Here is a 14,826-nt window from a genome sequence, read left to right on the forward strand (position 1 = left end):
GGTTGCCTTACTCAATATTCTGTACTTGTTCGCGCATCTGCTCGATCAACACCTTGAGGTTGACCGCCGCCGTGGTGCTGCGCGGATCGAAAGCCTTGGAGCCCAGTGTATTGGCTTCGCGGTTGAGTTCCTGCATCAGGAAGTCCAGGCGCCGACCAGCGGCGCCGCCGGACTTGAGCACGCGGCGCACTTCGAGGATGTGGGTGTTCAGGCGATCCAGTTCTTCGGCGACATCGCTCTTCTGCGCGAGCAGCACCATTTCCTGCTCCAGGCGCACGGGGTCGAGGTCGGCCTTCATGTCGGTGAAGCGGTCGAGGACCTTCTGGCGTTGGGTGGCGAGCATCTGCGGTACCAGCTCGCGCAAGGTGACCACGTCTGCTTCGATCGACGTCAGGCGCTCGTTGATCAGTCGGGCCAGTTCGGCGCCTTCACGCTCGCGGCCAGCCTTGAGTTCCTTCAATCCCTGGGTGAACAGGGCGAGGGCTTCGGCGTTGAGGGCTTGCGGATCGGAGGCGTCGGCCACCAGCACACCGGGCCAGGCCAGTACTTCCAGAGGGTTCAGTGCGGCGGGCTGCTTGATCAGGCCGGCGACGGTTTCGGCCGCGGCGACCAGTTGCGCAGCGCGCTCGCGGTCTACCTGCAGCGGCTTGCCGGTGGTTTCTTCGGTAAAGCGCAGGGTGCATTCCAGCTTGCCGCGGGAGATGCCCTGGCGCAGTGCCTCACGCACGGCGCCTTCGAGGTCGCGGAAGGATTCCGGCAGGCGCAGGTGCGGCTCCAGGTAGCGGCTGTTGACCGAGCGCAGTTCCCAGCTCAGGGTGCCTTGGGCGCCGGCTTTTTCGACGCGGGCAAAGGCGGTCATGCTGTGCACCATGGAGGTACCTCGCGATGCAGTCCCGCGAAAGCGGGCTGATGGGTAAATTGAAGCCGACAGGCTGCGAAGGCGCGGGATTGTAGCGCAGTGGGGCGGGCGCGCCCAAACCCTGGGCATTCGTAACCAGATTTTTAGCAGTGCCCCGAATCGGCTCGCGGCTCTATAATGCTCGGCAGTTTTTCGTCCTCAGTACAGGTATCCCCTATGAAACGTCCAAGTGGTCGCGTTGCCGATCAGCTCCGCTCGATCCGCATCACCCGCAACTACACCAAACACGCCGAGGGATCCGTACTGGTCGAGTTTGGCGATACCAAGGTTATCTGCACCGTCAGCGTTGAAAATGGCGTGCCGCGCTTCCTCAAGGGCCAGGGCCAGGGTTGGCTGACCGCCGAATATGGCATGCTGCCACGCGCCACCGGCGAGCGTAACCAGCGTGAAGCCAGCCGTGGCAAGCAAGGCGGCCGTACCCTGGAAATCCAGCGCCTGATCGGGCGCTCCCTGCGTGCGGCCCTGGATATGACCAAGCTGGGCGACGTGACTCTCTACGTCGACTGCGACGTGATCCAGGCCGATGGCGGTACGCGCACCGCCTCCATCACCGGCGCCATGGTGGCGCTGGTCGACGCGCTTAAAGTCATCAAGAAGCGCGGCGGCCTGAAAGGCGGCGACCCACTGAAGCAGATGATCGCCGCCGTATCGGTGGGCATGTACCAGGGCGAGCCGGTGCTGGACCTGGATTACCTGGAAGACTCGGCTGCCGAGACCGATCTGAACGTAGTGATGACCAGCACCGGTGGTTTCATCGAAGTGCAGGGCACCGCCGAAGGTGCGCCATTCCAGCCGGCCGAGCTGAACGCCATGCTGGCCCTGGCCCAGAAAGGCATGACTGAGATCTTCGAACTGCAGAACGCCGCACTGGCTGACTGAGTACGCCTCAAGGAGAAGCGCCATGAATGACAGCCAAATGCCGGTGCCTACGCCTTCCTACGAGGTGCGTCAGGGGGCAATGTTGTGCCATCTTGCTGCGTTCCTGGGGTTTGTATTCCCCTTCGGCAGCGTCGTGGGGCCGCTGATCCTGTGGCAGATGAAAAAAGAAGTGGATCCGTTCATTGACGACCAGGGCAAGGAGGCACTGAATTTCCAGATCACCGTAGCCATCGCCTGGATCATTTGCATCGTGCTGGCCTTCGCGGTCATTGGGTTTTTCCTGATGACGGCCTTGGTCATCGCAAGCGTGGTGCTGACGATCATCGGCGCAATCAAAGCCAACAAAGGGATCGCCTATCGCTATCCCTTGACCTGGCGCCTGGTCAAATAATCGACACCCACAAAAAAACCGACAGCGATGTCGGTTTTTTTGTGCCTGGATAAAGACCCTAGATGGTCAGTGTCCAGTCGTAGTCCACGATCAGCGGCGCGTGCTGCGAGAAGCGCGGCTGGCGCGGCAGGCGTGCACTGCGAACGAACCGGCGCAGACCCGGGGTCAGCAACTGGTAGTCGAAGCGCCAGCCCAGGTTGAGCATCTCAGCCTGTTCATTGTCTGGCCACCAGCTGTACTGGTCACCTTCGCGGCTGACTTCGCGCAGCGCATCCACATAGCCCATGTTGCCGACAATCTCGTCCATCCAGGCCCGTTCCGGCGCCAGGAAGCCCGGGGATTGCTGGCTGTCACGCCAGTTCTTGATATCCAGCTTCTGTTGCGCCACGTACAGCGAGCCACAGTAAATGTACTCGCGACGTTTGCGTCGCTGTTTATCCAGGTAACGGGCGAAATCGTCCATTAGCTTGAACTTCTGGTTCAAGTCTTCATCGCCGTTCTGCCCCGAAGGAAGCAGCAAGGTCGCGATGCTGACCTTGTCGAAATCGGCTTGCAGGTAGCGCCCGTAGCGGTCGGCTGTCTCGAAGCCGAGGCCGCTGATGACCGCCTTGGGTTGCAACCGCGAGTACAAAGCCACGCCACCTTGGGTGGGCACTTCGGCATCGCAGGCATAAAGGAAGTAGCCATCCAGTTGGAAGGCTGGGTCGTCCAGTTCAAAGGCGGAGGCGCGGGTGTCCTGCAGGCAGATGACGTCGGCATTCTGAGCTTGCAGCCAACTGAGCAAACCACGCTCGACTGCAGCCTGAATACCATTAACGTTCACACTGATGATCCGCATAAATGGCCCCAAAAATCGCGTGCGTGTATGATACACGCCGTCTACCTAATTAGCTAAATCCGTGGTATCTGAGGCTTTTTTCATGCAGGCGTATCAACGCGATTTCATTCGTTTTGCCATCGATCGCGGGGTTTTGCGCTTCGGTGAGTTCACCCTCAAGTCCGGGCGCACCAGCCCGTATTTCTTCAATGCAGGCTTGTTCAACTCGGGCTCGGCCCTGGCTCAGTTGGGGCGCTTCTACGCGGCAGCCATCGTTGAAAGCGGTATTTCCTTCGACGTGCTGTTTGGCCCGGCCTACAAGGGCATCCCCCTGGCCGCTGCAACAGCCGTGGCCCTGGCGGAACATCATGGGCGCGATCTGCCATGGTGCTTCAACCGCAAGGAAGCCAAGGCCCATGGCGAAGGCGGCAGCCTGGTGGGCGCGCCGCTTACCGGCGATGTATTGATCATCGATGACGTGATCACGGCCGGTACGGCTATCCGTGAAGTGATGCAGATCATCGCGTCCCAGGACGGCGCCAAGGCCGCCGGTGTGCTGATCGCGCTGAACCGCCAGGAGCGTGGCAACGGTGAGTTGTCGGCGATCCAGGAAGTGGAGCGTGATTTCGGCATTCCAGTGGTCAGCATCGTGTCGTTGAACCAGGTGCTGCAGTTCCTGGAAGACGACCCGCAGCTCAAGCAGCACTTGCCGGCAGTTAAGGCGTATCGCGAGCAGTTCGGCGTTCAGTAATCGCCGAACCATAAAAAAGCCCCGCTCAACCAGGTTGAGCGGGGCTTTTTGTTTTCAGCGTTTTAAGGGCGCTTGCGATTACTGATCAGCGTGCCCACACCCGTATCGGTGAAGATTTCCAGCAGGATTGCATTCGGTACACGGCCATCCAGGATCAGCGAGCTGCCGACGCCGCCTTGCACCGCTTCCAGCGCGCAACGGATCTTCGGCAGCATGCCGCCGTAGATGGTGCCGTCGGCGATCAGTTCGTCCACTTGTTGAGTGGTCAAACCGGTCAGCACCTTGCCTTCCTTGTCCATCAGGCCGGCAATGTTGGTCAGCAGCATCAGCTTTTCAGCCTTCAATGCTTCGGCCACCTTGCCCGCCACCAGGTCGGCGTTGATGTTGTAGGACTCACCGTTGGCACCCACGCCGATCGGCGCGATCACCGGGATGAAGTCGCCCTTGACCAGCAGGTTCAGCAGGTCGGTGTTGATGCCGATCACTTCGCCTACCTGGCCGATATCGATGATTTCCGGCTGGGTCATTTCTGGCGTCTGACGGGTAACGGTCAGTTTTTTCGCGCGGATCAGCTCGGCGTCCTTGCCGGTCAGGCCAATGGCGCTGCCGCCATGACGGTTGATCAGGTTGACGATGTCTTTGTTCACCTGGCCGCCGAGGACCATCTCCACCACGTCCATGGTCTGCGCGTCAGTGACGCGCATGCCATCGATGAAGTGACTCTCGATCGACAAGCGCTTGAGCAGGTCGCCGATCTGCGGGCCGCCGCCGTGGACCACCACGGGGTTGATTCCCACGGCTTTCATCAACACGATGTCGCGGGCAAAGCCGGTTTTCAGCTCGTCGCTTTCCATGGCATTGCCGCCGTACTTGATCACCAGCGTCTTGCCGACGTAGCGTCGAATATAAGGCAACGCTTCGGACAGGACCTTGGCGGTGTTGGCAGCGGCTTCGCGTTCGAGGGTCATTCAGGGCTCCGGTAAAAATCAGAACGGTAATTGGAGATCAGGGGCAACACGTTTCAACTGGGCGTGGAACACGTCCTTGATGCGCTGCAACTCAGCCTCGGTATCCGCCTCGAAACGCAGCACCAGCACCGGTGTGGTGTTGGACGCGCGAACCAGGCCCCAGCCCTTGGCGTAATCGACTCGCACACCATCAATGGTGGTCAGGTGGGCGCCTTCACCCCATTGCGCATCGTGCAGTGCGTCAATGATGCTGAATTTGCTCTCCTCGGTCACATGGATATTGATCTCTGGCGTAGAAATATCATTCGGGAAGGTCTGAAACAGCGAATCGCAGGTGGATTTTTCCTTGCTGAGGATCTCCAGCAGACGGGCGGCGCTGTAAATGCCGTCGTCAAACCCGAACCAGCGCTCCTTGAAGAACACGTGGCCGCTCATTTCGCCGGCCAACAGCGCGCCGGTTTCCTTCATTTTCTTTTTGATCAACGAGTGACCGGTCTTCCACATTAGCGGACGGCCACCATATTCCTTGATCAGCGGGGTGAGGCGGCGGGTGCACTTCACGTCGAAAATGATCTCGGCACCCGGGTTGCGCGCCACCACATCGCGGGCGAACAGCATCAGCAGGCGGTCCGGGAATACGATCTCGCCGGTTTCGGTCACTACGCCTACACGGTCGCCGTCGCCGTCAAAGGCCAGGCCGACGTCAGCACCGGTTTCCTTGACCTTGGCGATCAGGTCCACCAGGTTTTCCGGTTTGCCTGGGTCCGGGTGGTGGTTGGGGAAGTTGCCGTCGACTTCGCAGAACAGCGGGATCACTTCGCAGTTCAAGGCTTCGAGCAGCTGCGGGGCGATCACGCCGGCCGCGCCGTTGCCGCAGTCCACCACCACTTTGAGGCGGCGTGCGAGTTTGACGTCGCCGGTGATTTCATCAGAGTAGCGCTGCAGGATGTCAACTTTGGTGATGCTGCCTTTGCCGCTGGTCAGGTCGTTGGTCTTCAGGCGGGTGTGCAGGGCCTGGATCTGTTCGTTGGCCAGGGTGTCGCCGGCGATGACGATCTTGAAGCCGTTGTAGTCCGACGGGTTATGGCTGCCGGTCAGCATTACCCCGGATTTGCCGGCCAGTACATTGGCGGCGTAGTACAGCGCGGGAGTGGGCACCAGGCCCACATCGCTGACATGGCAGCCGCTGTCGGCCAGGCCCTGGATCAGTTGTTCCACCAGTTCCGGACCGGACAGGCGACCGTCACGACCGACCGAGACGTTCGGCTCGTCCTGGGCCAGGCTCTGGGAACCAATGGCGCGGCCAATCCAGTAGGCGGTTTCGGCGGTCAGGGTCTTGGGGACTACGCCACGAATGTCATAGGCGCGAAAGATGCTGTCGGGGAATGTCGGGGCTACTCGGGCTGCGGTACTCATCGCGGGGGGAAACTCCATCTCAAGGGGGGCAAGGCTGGCCTTAATGTGGCTGACCGGCAGGCTCAAACTGAAGGGTATGACGGTGTTTTCGGCAGAGAGTTCGTGGTGCAAAAGTGCCATCGGAGCTTGGCCCCTGTCTTTATTCCTGCGTAATGCATTGATTTCAAATGGGAAATCTCGCTGATAAAGTCCGCGCATTCTTCATCCTGAAAAGCCTTGCGGGGGCATCGAGCCGGGCAAAAGCGCCCGGCCAGGTTCAGCGTAGTCAGTGACTGCCGGAATGCCCAAAACCGCCTGCGCCGCGTTGGGTTTCGTCGAAATCCTGCACCAGTTCGAAGCGCGCCTGCACCACCGGCACCAATACAAGCTGGGCAATGCGCTCGCCGACAACGATGTTGAACGCCGTCTGGCCACGATTCCAGCACGACACCATCAACTCGCCTTGGTAGTCCGAGTCGATCAGGCCTACCAGGTTACCCAGCACGATGCCGTGTTTGTGGCCCAGGCCGGAGCGCGGCAGGATCAGCGCGGCCAGGCCCGGGTCGCCGACATAGATCGACAGGCCGGTGGGAATCAGGACGGTCTGGCCCGGTTCAAGGACGGTGTCTTGCTTGAGCATGGCGCGCAGGTCCAGGCCGGCGGAACCTGGGGTGGCGTAGGCCGGCAGCGGGAATTCGGTGCCGATGCGGGGGTCGAGGATCTTGGCTTGCAAAGCGTGCATGGAAATTAAACCTGGTTCAGCCGTTGGGCGATAAAAGAGATCAGTTGGCGGGCAATCTTGCCTTTGCTGGTCTGGGCGAAAAGAGTGGCGTGCAGCTCGCGGTCGATCACGCTGCAGGCGTTTTCCTCGCTGTTGAAGCCGATGCTCGGGTTGGCGACATCATTGGCAACGATCAGGTCGAGGTTTTTGTCTTTCAGTTTGCGTGCGGCGTAGTCCAGCAGGTGCTCGGTCTCGGCGGCAAAGCCGACACTGAACGGGCGGTCCGGACGCGTGGCGATTGTGGCCAGGATGTCCGGGTTGCGCACCATTTGCAGGAGCAGCCCGTCACCGCTCGTAGGGTCTTTCTTGAGCTTTTGCGGGGCGACGACTTCAGGGCGGTAGTCTGCAACCGCTGCCGAAGCGATAAACAGGTCACAGGGAATGGCGGCCTCACAGGCGGCCAGCATGTCCCGGGCGCTGACTACGTCGATTCGCGTGACGCGATCGGGGGTCGGCAAGTGCACCGGACCGGTGATCAGGGTAACGCGTGCGCCTGCCTCGACCGCGGCTTCCGCCAAGGCAAAGCCCATTTTTCCTGAGCTATGGTTGGTGATGTAGCGTACCGGGTCGATGTTTTCCTGGGTCGGGCCGGCCGTAATCAGCACGTGCCGGCCGGTCAGGGCCAGGTGCTGGAAGCATTCGGCGGCGCACAATGCCAGGTCGGTGGCTTCGAGCATGCGGCCCATGCCGACATCGCCGCAGGCCTGGCTGCCGGAGGCCGGGCCGAACACCTTGAGGCCACGACTTTGCAGGAGCTGGGTGTTGGCCTGGGTCGCCGGGTCGCGCCACATGGCCTGATTCATGGCCGGGGCGATGGCGACGGTGGCGTCGGTGGCCAGTACCAGGGTGGTCAGCAGGTCATCGGCAATGCCTTGCGCCAGGCGCGCAATCAGGTCGGCGGTGGCTGGGGCGATCAGTACCAGGTCGGCCCACTTGGCAAGTTCGATATGACCCATGGCGGCTTCGGCTGCCGGGTCCAGCAGGTCCAGGTGAACCGGGTGTCCGGACAAGGCCTGCATGGTCAGCGGAGTAATGAACTCACTGCCGCCGCGGGTCATGACCACGCGCACTTCAGCGCCCTGGTCGAGAAGCCTGCGGACCAGCTCTGCGCTCTTGTAGGCGGCAATGCCGCCGCCGACGCCGAGAACGATGCGTTTCCGATACAGACGCTGCATTGGTTTGCCTTTCCAGTTCAGTGAAGCCAGTTCAGTGACGCCTGCGATGCCCCCTCCCCAGGTGAAATCGCACGCAAAAAAGAGGGCCTACGATAACACAGCGCCCGCCCCGCAACAGCGGCGCACATGCACAGGGAGGTGGAATGAGTATTCGTGATTGGCCGGCGGCAGAGCGGCCGCGAGAGAAGCTTTTGGAGTGGGGTGCTGCGAGTCTGTCCGATGCTGAATTGCTGGCGATCTTCCTGCGCACCGGGGTAACCGGCAGGAGCGCGGTGGACCTGGCGCGCCATCTGCTGGCGCAATTTGGCGGTTTGCGCCCGCTGCTGGAAGCCAGCCAGGCGGTGTTCAGCCAGCAATTGGGCTTGGGGCCGGCGAAGTTTGCGCAGTTGCAGGCGGTACTGGAAATGTCCCGGCGCCATATGGCCGAACGCCTGCGCAGCGATTCGGTGCTGGAAAGCCCGGTGGCCGTGCGCAATTACCTCAAGTCGCTGTTGCGCCATGAGCCCCATGAAGTTTTCGGCTGCCTGTTTCTCGATTCAAAGCATCGGGTGCTGGGGTTCGAAGTGTTGTCCGAGGGGACCATCGACGCTGCCGTGGTCTACCCGCGGCAAGTGGTCAAGCGCGCCCTGGCCTATAACGCGGCGGCGTTGATTCTGTGTCACAACCACCCTTCCGGGAGCGTGGAGCCCAGCGCGGCTGATCGAAAATTGACCAAGCTGCTGCAAAAGGCCCTGGAAGTGGTGGATGTGCGGGTACTGGATCACATCATCGTGGGGGACGGTGATCCGTTGTCGATGGCGGAATATGGCTGGATGTAAGCCCGCCCCCTGGGGGCGGGCCTGGTTCTCAGGGCTTGACGCTGACCTTCGAGAAATCCTGGCGCCCGAACGGGCTCACCTGGTAGCCCTCGACGCTCTTGCGCGCCAGGGCGAACGCCGTCGGGTGCGCCAGCGGCAACCACAGCGCCTGTTGCTGGATCTGCGCCTGGGCCTGCTGGTACAGCTTGCTGCGTACACCTTGTTCGCTGGTGGTCTTGCCGGCGCTGATCAGCTTGTCCAGCGTCGGGTCACAGTAGCGGGCGAAGTTGGTGCCGGATTTAACCGCCGCGCAGGAAAACTGTGGGGTCAGGAAGTTATCCGGGTCGCCGTTGTCGCCGGCCCAGCCCATGAACAGCAGGTCGTGTTCACCCGCTTTGGCGCGGCGAATCAGCTCGCCCCATTCGATCACGCGGATCTCGGCCTGGATGCCCACCTTGGCCAGGTCCGCCTGCAGCAGTTGCGCGCCGAGGTTCGGGTTAGGGTTCAGCAGGCTGCCGGTGGGGCGCGTCCAGAGGGTGGTCTTGAAGCCGTCCTTGAGGCCGGCACGGTCCAGCAAGGCCTTGGCCTTGGCGAGGTCCTGTGGATAACCCGGCAAGTCTTTGGCGTAGCTCCAGGTATTGGGCGGGTACGGGCCGTTGGCGGCTTCGGCGGTGCCTTCAAACACCGCCTTGAGGTAGCTGCCCTTGTCGAAGGCCAGGTTAATGGCCTGGCGCACCTCGGGCTTGTCCAACGGTGGGTGCTGGCTGTTGATGGCCACGAATGCGGTCATGAATGCTGCGGTTTTTTCTACCTTGAGTGCGGGGTCCTTTTCGGCCTCGCCCACATCCAGGGGCTTGGGCGACAGGGCGATCTGGCATTCGTTGCGATGCAGTTTCTGCAGGCGCACGTTGGCGTCCGGGGTAATGGCGAAGATCAAGTTATCCACAGCCGGTTTGCCGGCAAAATAGTCCGGGTTGGCCTTGTAGCGCACCACGGCATCTTTCTGGAAACGGCTGAAGATGAACGGCCCGGTGCCGATCGGCTGGCTGTTGAGCTTCTCCGGCGTGCCGGCCTTGAGCAGTTTGTCGGCGTATTCCGCCGGGTAGATCGAGGCAAAGCCCATGCTCAGGGCCGCGAGGAAGGTGGAGTCGGCGTGATCGAGGGTAAAGCGCACGGTCAGCGGGTCGAGGGCATCGATCTTCTTGACCAGCGTTGGCAATTGCAGGGACTGGGCGTGGGGGAAGCCGCTCTGGGCGATCTTGTGCCACGGGTTGGCCGGGTCGAGCATGCGTTCGAAGCTGAAGCGCACGTCTTCGGCGGTCAGGGTGCGGCTTGGGGTGAAATACTCGGTGCGATGGAATTTCACGTCCGGGTGCAGCTTGAAGGTATAGGTCAGGCCATCCGGCGAGACGTCCCAGCTGTCCGCCAGGCTGGGCACCAGTTTGCCGCTGGCCGCGTCGTAGTCCACCAGGCGATTCATCAGCACATCGGCCGAGGCGTTGGTGGTGGTCAGCGAGTTGTATTGCACCACATCGAACCCTTCGGGGCTGGCCTCGGTGCAGACGCTCAAGTTGCTGGCGGCAGAGGCCAGCGGCGCGATAAATAGAGGGGCTAGCAATAGCGGTAGGGCAGCGAGGCGCATGTTCGGTTTCCTTTGCAGATCGAAGGCCCATCTGCGAGTGCAGTCTGGAAAAGCCCTACCGTAGTGGTCTGGTTGATAAATGACTAGCCCATTTTTGCCTGTGCTTTTGCTTCAAATACTGTTTTGATGGCACCCCAGTGCGTTTCGCTGTGCGCTTTACTGCGCGCGCGAGTGCTGTAAATCATTCTGTGCGACGAGCGGTCGGCTGTTACAGCGGCCCCTCCTGGCAACGGTTCGGGCGTCTGTCGCCGAGATTTACGCCGGTAAAAATACACGGGCTGTTGTTGCACATGGGTCTTTCTGGTATAAAGCAGCGCTCTTTTCTAGGGGCCCGGTTCCTTCGCTTGTAGGTGTAGCCGGTAAGACCCTAAAGAAACGCGGCGCCTGGCGCCAAATGACTGAGAGATTAAGCGGCCAACCCATGCCGGGTTGGGCATGTGGTTTTAGAGGGCTGAGGCATGTCGAGAGTCTGTCAAGTTACCGGTAAGGGTCCGGTGACTGGGAATAACATTTCCCACGCAAATAACAAAACCCGTCGTCGTTTCCTGCCGAACCTGCAGCATCACCGCTTCTGGGTTGAAGAAGAGAAACGTTTTGTTCGCCTGCGTGTATCTGCCAAAGGCATGCGTATTATCGACAAGCGTGGCATCACTGTCGTGCTGGCCGAAATCCGCGCCGCTGGCAAGATCTAAGGAGCTCTATCATGCGTGAATTGATTCGAATGATCTCTAGCGCCGGTACTGGTCACTTCTACACTACCGACAAGAACAAGCGTACTACCCCGGACAAGCTCGAAAAGAAAATGTTCGACCCGCGCGTTCGCAAGCACGTGATCTACAAAGAAGGCAAAATCAAGTAATTGATTTTCCTCCTTGTGAAAAAAGCCCGTATCTCACGATACGGGCTTTTTTTTGCGTCGGATTTACTGATCAGGCCTTCTGCTCGAACACCACATAGATCTTGCGGCACGGCTCCAGCACTTCCCAGGTGCCGCTGAAGCCGGCGGGGATCACGAAGCGGTCGCCGGCACGCAAGGTCTTCGCATTGCCCTCGGCGTCGCGCAATACAGAGACGCCCTGCACGATCTCGCAATACTCATGCTCGCTGTAGTTGACCTGCCACTGCCCGACCTCACCTTCCCAGACCCCGGCGTTCATCTGGCCGCACGGGCTGTTGTAATGGTTGTACACCGTTTGTTCGGGATCGCCCTTGAGGATTTTTTCTGCGGCAGGGCGGTAGCGGTCTGGGGCGGTGTTGGCCTGGCTGAAGTCGACGATGTCCTGGATGCTCATGTGCGTGTCCCGTCTGGCCTGCGGTTGGAGAGCCCAAAGTCTATGTTTATTAAAATGAACATCGCAAGGGCGTTTACCGCGGTTATGTCAAATATATTGAAACATCCCTGGCCGCTGGTTTAGGGTGGCAGCTGCCTTTGAGCCGAACAGCTGGCTGGCGGGCAAGCATTCTTTGAGGCTGCCGGGGGACATCGCCTGGCCCTTGTATTCAATAAGAGGAGGACACTCGCATGACCACCCTGACCCGTGCCGACTGGGAACAACGCGCCAAGGATCTGAAGATCGAAGGCCGCGCCTACATCAATGGCGAATACACCGCTGCTGTTTCCGGCGACACCTTCGAATGCATCAGCCCGGTCGATGGCCGCCTGCTCACCAGCGTAGCCAGTTGTGACGCCGCCGACGCCCAGCGTGCTGTGGAAAACGCCCGCGCCACCTTCAGTTCCGGTGTCTGGTCGCGCCTGGCGCCGGCCAAACGCAAAGCCACCATGATCCGTTTCGCCGCGCTGCTCAAGGCCAATGCCGAAGAACTGGCGCTGCTCGAAACCCTGGACATGGGCAAGCCGATCAGTGACTCCCTGAACATTGACGTACCCGGCGCGGCAAATGCCCTGAGCTGGAGCGGCGAGGCAATCGACAAGATCTACGACGAAGTCGCAGCCACCCCGCACGATCAGTTGGGTCTGGTGACCCGCGAGCCGGTCGGCGTGGTGGGTGCCATCGTGCCGTGGAACTTCCCGCTGATGATGGCCTGCTGGAAACTCGGCCCGGCGCTGTCCACCGGTAACTCGGTGATCCTCAAGCCGTCCGAAAAATCTCCACTCACCGCCATCCGCATCGCGGCCCTGGCCGTTGAAGCCGGTATTCCGAAAGGCGTGTTCAACGTGCTGCCGGGCTACGGCCACACCGTCGGCAATGCGCTGGCGCTGCACATGGACGTCGACACACTGGTGTTCACCGGTTCGACCAAGATCGCCAAGCAACTGTTGATCCGCTCCGGCGAATCGAACATGAAGCGTGTATGGCTGGAAGCCGGCGGCAAGAGCCCGAACATCGTTTTTGCCGATGCTCCGAACCTGCAAGCCGCTGCCGAATCCGCTGCCAGCGCCATCGCCTTCAACCAGGGTGAAGTCTGCACTGCCGGTTCGCGCCTGCTGGTGGAACGTTCGATCAAGGACACCTTCCTGCCGCTGGTGATCGAGGCCCTCAAGGGCTGGAAGCCCGGCAACCCGCTGGACCCGGCGACCAACGTCGGTGCCCTGGTGGACACCCAGCAGATGAACACCGTGCTGTCGTACATCGAAGCCGGCCACACTGACGGCGCCAAGTTGGTGGCGGGTGGCAAGCGCATCCTGGAAGAGACGGGCGGCACCTACGTCGAGCCGACGATTTTCGACGGTGTAACCAACGCCATGAGAATCGCCCAGGAAGAGATCTTCGGCCCGGTGCTGTCGGTGATCACCTTTGACGGCGCCGAGGAAGCGATCAAGATCGCCAACGACACCCAATACGGCCTCGCCGCTGCGGTGTGGACGTCGGACATTTCCAAGGCGCACCTCACCGCCAAGGCTCTGCGTGCCGGTAGCGTGTGGGTCAACCAATACGACGGCGGCGACATGACCGCACCGTTTGGCGGCTTCAAGCAGTCGGGTAATGGTCGCGACAAGTCGCTGCATGCGTTCGACAAGTACACCGAGCTGAAGGCGACCTGGATCAAGCTGTAAGCAACACCGCAGGCAAATGTGGGAGGGGGCTTGCCCCGATAGCAGTGTGTCAGGCACTAACAGTGCTCAATGATCCACTGCAATCGGGAGCAAGCCCCCTCCCACACTGTTTTGTGTGAACCCATGATTATCCACAGGAGCGTGGCAATGCGTTGGGCGACCTATTTCGCCGTCCTGGCCTCGGTACTCAGTGTCGGCCTGGCCCTGGGTGTCAGCATGCCACTGGTCTCCCTGCGCCTTGAGGGCTGGGGCTACGGCAGTTTCGCGATTGGCGTTATGGCCGCCATGCCGGCCTTTGGCGTATTGCTCGGCGCCAAGGTCTCCAGCCGCCTGGCCGCCTGGCTCGGCACCGCGAATCTCATGCGTCTGTGCCTGTGGGCTGGCGCGGTGTCCATCGGTTTGCTGGCCATTCTGCCCAGCTACCCGATATGGCTGGCGTTGCGCCTGATGATCGGGGTGATCCTGACCATCGTGTTTATCCTCGGTGAAAGCTGGATCAACCAGTTGGTGGTGGAGCAGTGGCGTGGCCGGCTGGTGGCGCTGTATGGCTGCAGTTATGCCTTGAGCCAGCTCTCGGGCCCGTTGCTGCTGGGCCTGATCGGTACCGACCATGACTATGGTTTCTGGGTCGGCGTTGGCCTGCTGGTGGTGGCTCCGTTGGCATTGCTGGGTCGCTCTGGTGCGCCCAGTGCCGAATCGTTCAGCGTGACCTTCGCGGATTTGTGGCGCTTCTGCCTGAGCCTGCCGGCGATTGCCTGGGCGGTGGCGCTGTTCGCCGCGTTTGAGGCGATGATCCTGACGCTGCTGCCGGTGTATTGCCTGCAACAGGGCTTCACTGCCGAAATTGCCCTGGCGATGGTCAGCACGGTGGTGGTCGGGGACGCGCTGCTGCAACTGCCCATCGGGGCACTGGCGGATTATCTGCCACGACGCACGCTGTTTTTGAGTTGCGCACTGCTGTTGCTGGCATCGAGCCTGGCGGTTCCGTTGCTGATGCACACGCTGCTGATCTGGCCAATATGGGTGCTGTTCGGCGCCAGTGCCGGCGGGTTGTTCACGTTGTCGCTGATCCTGATCGGCGAGCGTTATCGTGACGATGCGCTGGTGCGTGCCAATGCCCACATCGCGCAGTTGTGGGGCATCGGTTGCCTGATCGGCCCGCTGGTGGCCGGCGCCGGCAGCCAATGGGTCAGCGGGCACGCGCTGCCGTGGCTGATGGCGGCCGGGGCATTGGGCTTGGTGGTGCTGTTGCTGCGCCAAGGCGCATTCGGTGCTGCTCAGCCGGCTTGATCCTC

15 protein-coding genes and 1 pseudogene are annotated in these 14,826 nt (G+C 61.1%); 8 read left to right on the forward strand and 8 right to left on the reverse strand.

Going from position 1 to position 14,826, the window contains the following annotated elements:
• Positions 1-7: 7 nt before the first annotated feature.
• The gene (locus BFP99_RS27955) at positions 8-871 is read right to left on the reverse strand and encodes a YicC/YloC family endoribonuclease (RefSeq protein ID WP_065948733.1); all 864 of its coding nucleotides are present in this window, start codon (positions 869-871) and stop codon (positions 8-10) included.
• 204 nt (positions 872-1,075) lie between these two features.
• Here BFP99_RS27955 and rph point away from each other — a divergent pair, with 204 nt between their 5' ends.
• The gene (gene rph / locus BFP99_RS27960) at positions 1,076-1,798 is read left to right on the forward strand and encodes a ribonuclease PH (protein ID WP_027608286.1); all 723 of its coding nucleotides are present in this window, start codon (positions 1,076-1,078) and stop codon (positions 1,796-1,798) included.
• Positions 1,799-1,820: 22 nt separating this feature from the next.
• Positions 1,821-2,189, forward strand: coding sequence for a DUF4870 domain-containing protein (locus BFP99_RS27965; RefSeq protein ID WP_027608287.1), 369 nt, complete (start codon positions 1,821-1,823; stop codon positions 2,187-2,189).
• 58 nt (positions 2,190-2,247) lie between these two features.
• On the opposite strand, the gene BFP99_RS27970 is transcribed toward BFP99_RS27965, so the two are convergent.
• Positions 2,248-3,027, reverse strand: a complete 780-nt coding sequence (locus BFP99_RS27970) for an exodeoxyribonuclease III (protein ID WP_003195493.1) — start codon at positions 3,025-3,027, stop codon at positions 2,248-2,250.
• Positions 3,028-3,109: 82 nt separating this feature from the next.
• Between BFP99_RS27970 and pyrE the strand changes: the two genes are divergently transcribed.
• On the forward strand, positions 3,110-3,757 hold the full coding sequence (gene pyrE, locus BFP99_RS27975) for an orotate phosphoribosyltransferase (protein WP_027608288.1): 648 nt from the start codon (positions 3,110-3,112) through the stop codon (positions 3,755-3,757).
• A gap of 62 nt (positions 3,758-3,819) precedes the next feature.
• On the opposite strand, the gene argB is transcribed toward pyrE, so the two are convergent.
• The 4 genes and pseudogenes from argB to coaBC all read right to left on the reverse strand — a co-directional run bounded on the left by argB (position 3,820) and on the right by coaBC (position 8,076).
• Positions 3,820-4,725, reverse strand: a complete 906-nt coding sequence (gene argB / locus BFP99_RS27980) for an acetylglutamate kinase (protein WP_015886532.1) — start codon at positions 4,723-4,725, stop codon at positions 3,820-3,822.
• A gap of 18 nt (positions 4,726-4,743) precedes the next feature.
• A pseudogene (locus BFP99_RS27985) lies at positions 4,744-6,165 on the reverse strand (phosphomannomutase/phosphoglucomutase); the annotation flags it as partial.
• Between the two features lie 241 nt (positions 6,166-6,406).
• Entirely contained in the window at positions 6,407-6,862 is a 456-nt protein-coding gene (gene dut, locus BFP99_RS27990) for a dUTP diphosphatase (protein WP_065926712.1), read from the reverse strand.
• Positions 6,863-6,867: 5 nt separating this feature from the next.
• Positions 6,868-8,076, reverse strand: a complete 1,209-nt coding sequence (gene coaBC, locus BFP99_RS27995) for a bifunctional phosphopantothenoylcysteine decarboxylase/phosphopantothenate--cysteine ligase CoaBC (protein ID WP_027608291.1) — start codon at positions 8,074-8,076, stop codon at positions 6,868-6,870.
• A gap of 143 nt (positions 8,077-8,219) precedes the next feature.
• Here coaBC and radC point away from each other — a divergent pair, with 143 nt between their 5' ends.
• Complete coding sequence (gene radC / locus BFP99_RS28000) at positions 8,220-8,894, forward strand: RadC family protein (RefSeq protein WP_065926711.1); 675 nt, start codon at positions 8,220-8,222, stop codon at positions 8,892-8,894.
• A 28-nt stretch (positions 8,895-8,922) separates the two neighbouring features.
• On the opposite strand, the gene BFP99_RS28005 is transcribed toward radC, so the two are convergent.
• Positions 8,923-10,515 (reverse strand): ABC transporter substrate-binding protein, encoded by a 1,593-nt coding sequence (locus BFP99_RS28005; RefSeq protein ID WP_065926710.1) that lies wholly within the window; start codon positions 10,513-10,515, stop codon positions 8,923-8,925.
• Between the two features lie 458 nt (positions 10,516-10,973).
• On the opposite strand from BFP99_RS28005, the gene rpmB reads away from it, so the two are divergent.
• Together rpmB and rpmG are read left to right on the forward strand one after the other, a co-directional pair.
• A complete protein-coding gene (rpmB, locus tag BFP99_RS28010) occupies positions 10,974-11,207 on the forward strand; it encodes a 50S ribosomal protein L28 (protein WP_003176907.1) in 234 nt (77 codons plus the stop codon).
• An 11-nt stretch (positions 11,208-11,218) separates the two neighbouring features.
• Complete coding sequence (rpmG, locus tag BFP99_RS28015; protein ID WP_003176906.1) at positions 11,219-11,374, forward strand: 50S ribosomal protein L33; 156 nt, start codon at positions 11,219-11,221, stop codon at positions 11,372-11,374.
• Between the two features lie 70 nt (positions 11,375-11,444).
• Here the strand turns inward: rpmG and BFP99_RS28020 are convergent, their stop codons facing one another.
• Positions 11,445-11,807 (reverse strand): cupin domain-containing protein, encoded by a 363-nt coding sequence (locus tag BFP99_RS28020; RefSeq protein WP_027608294.1) that lies wholly within the window; start codon positions 11,805-11,807, stop codon positions 11,445-11,447.
• Between the two features lie 230 nt (positions 11,808-12,037).
• Here BFP99_RS28020 and BFP99_RS28025 point away from each other — a divergent pair, with 230 nt between their 5' ends.
• Both BFP99_RS28025 and BFP99_RS28030 read left to right on the forward strand, forming a co-directional pair.
• Positions 12,038-13,531 (forward strand): aldehyde dehydrogenase, encoded by a 1,494-nt coding sequence (locus BFP99_RS28025; RefSeq protein WP_065948734.1) that lies wholly within the window; start codon positions 12,038-12,040, stop codon positions 13,529-13,531.
• Positions 13,532-13,678: 147 nt separating this feature from the next.
• Entirely contained in the window at positions 13,679-14,821 is a 1,143-nt protein-coding gene (locus BFP99_RS28030) for an MFS transporter (protein ID WP_065948735.1), read from the forward strand.
• Positions 14,822-14,826: the final 5 nt, after the last annotated feature.

It is taken from the genome of Pseudomonas sp. 1 R 17 (assembly GCF_900067035.1).
GTDB classification, from domain to species: Bacteria; Pseudomonadota; Gammaproteobacteria; order Pseudomonadales; family Pseudomonadaceae; genus Aquipseudomonas; species Aquipseudomonas marginalis.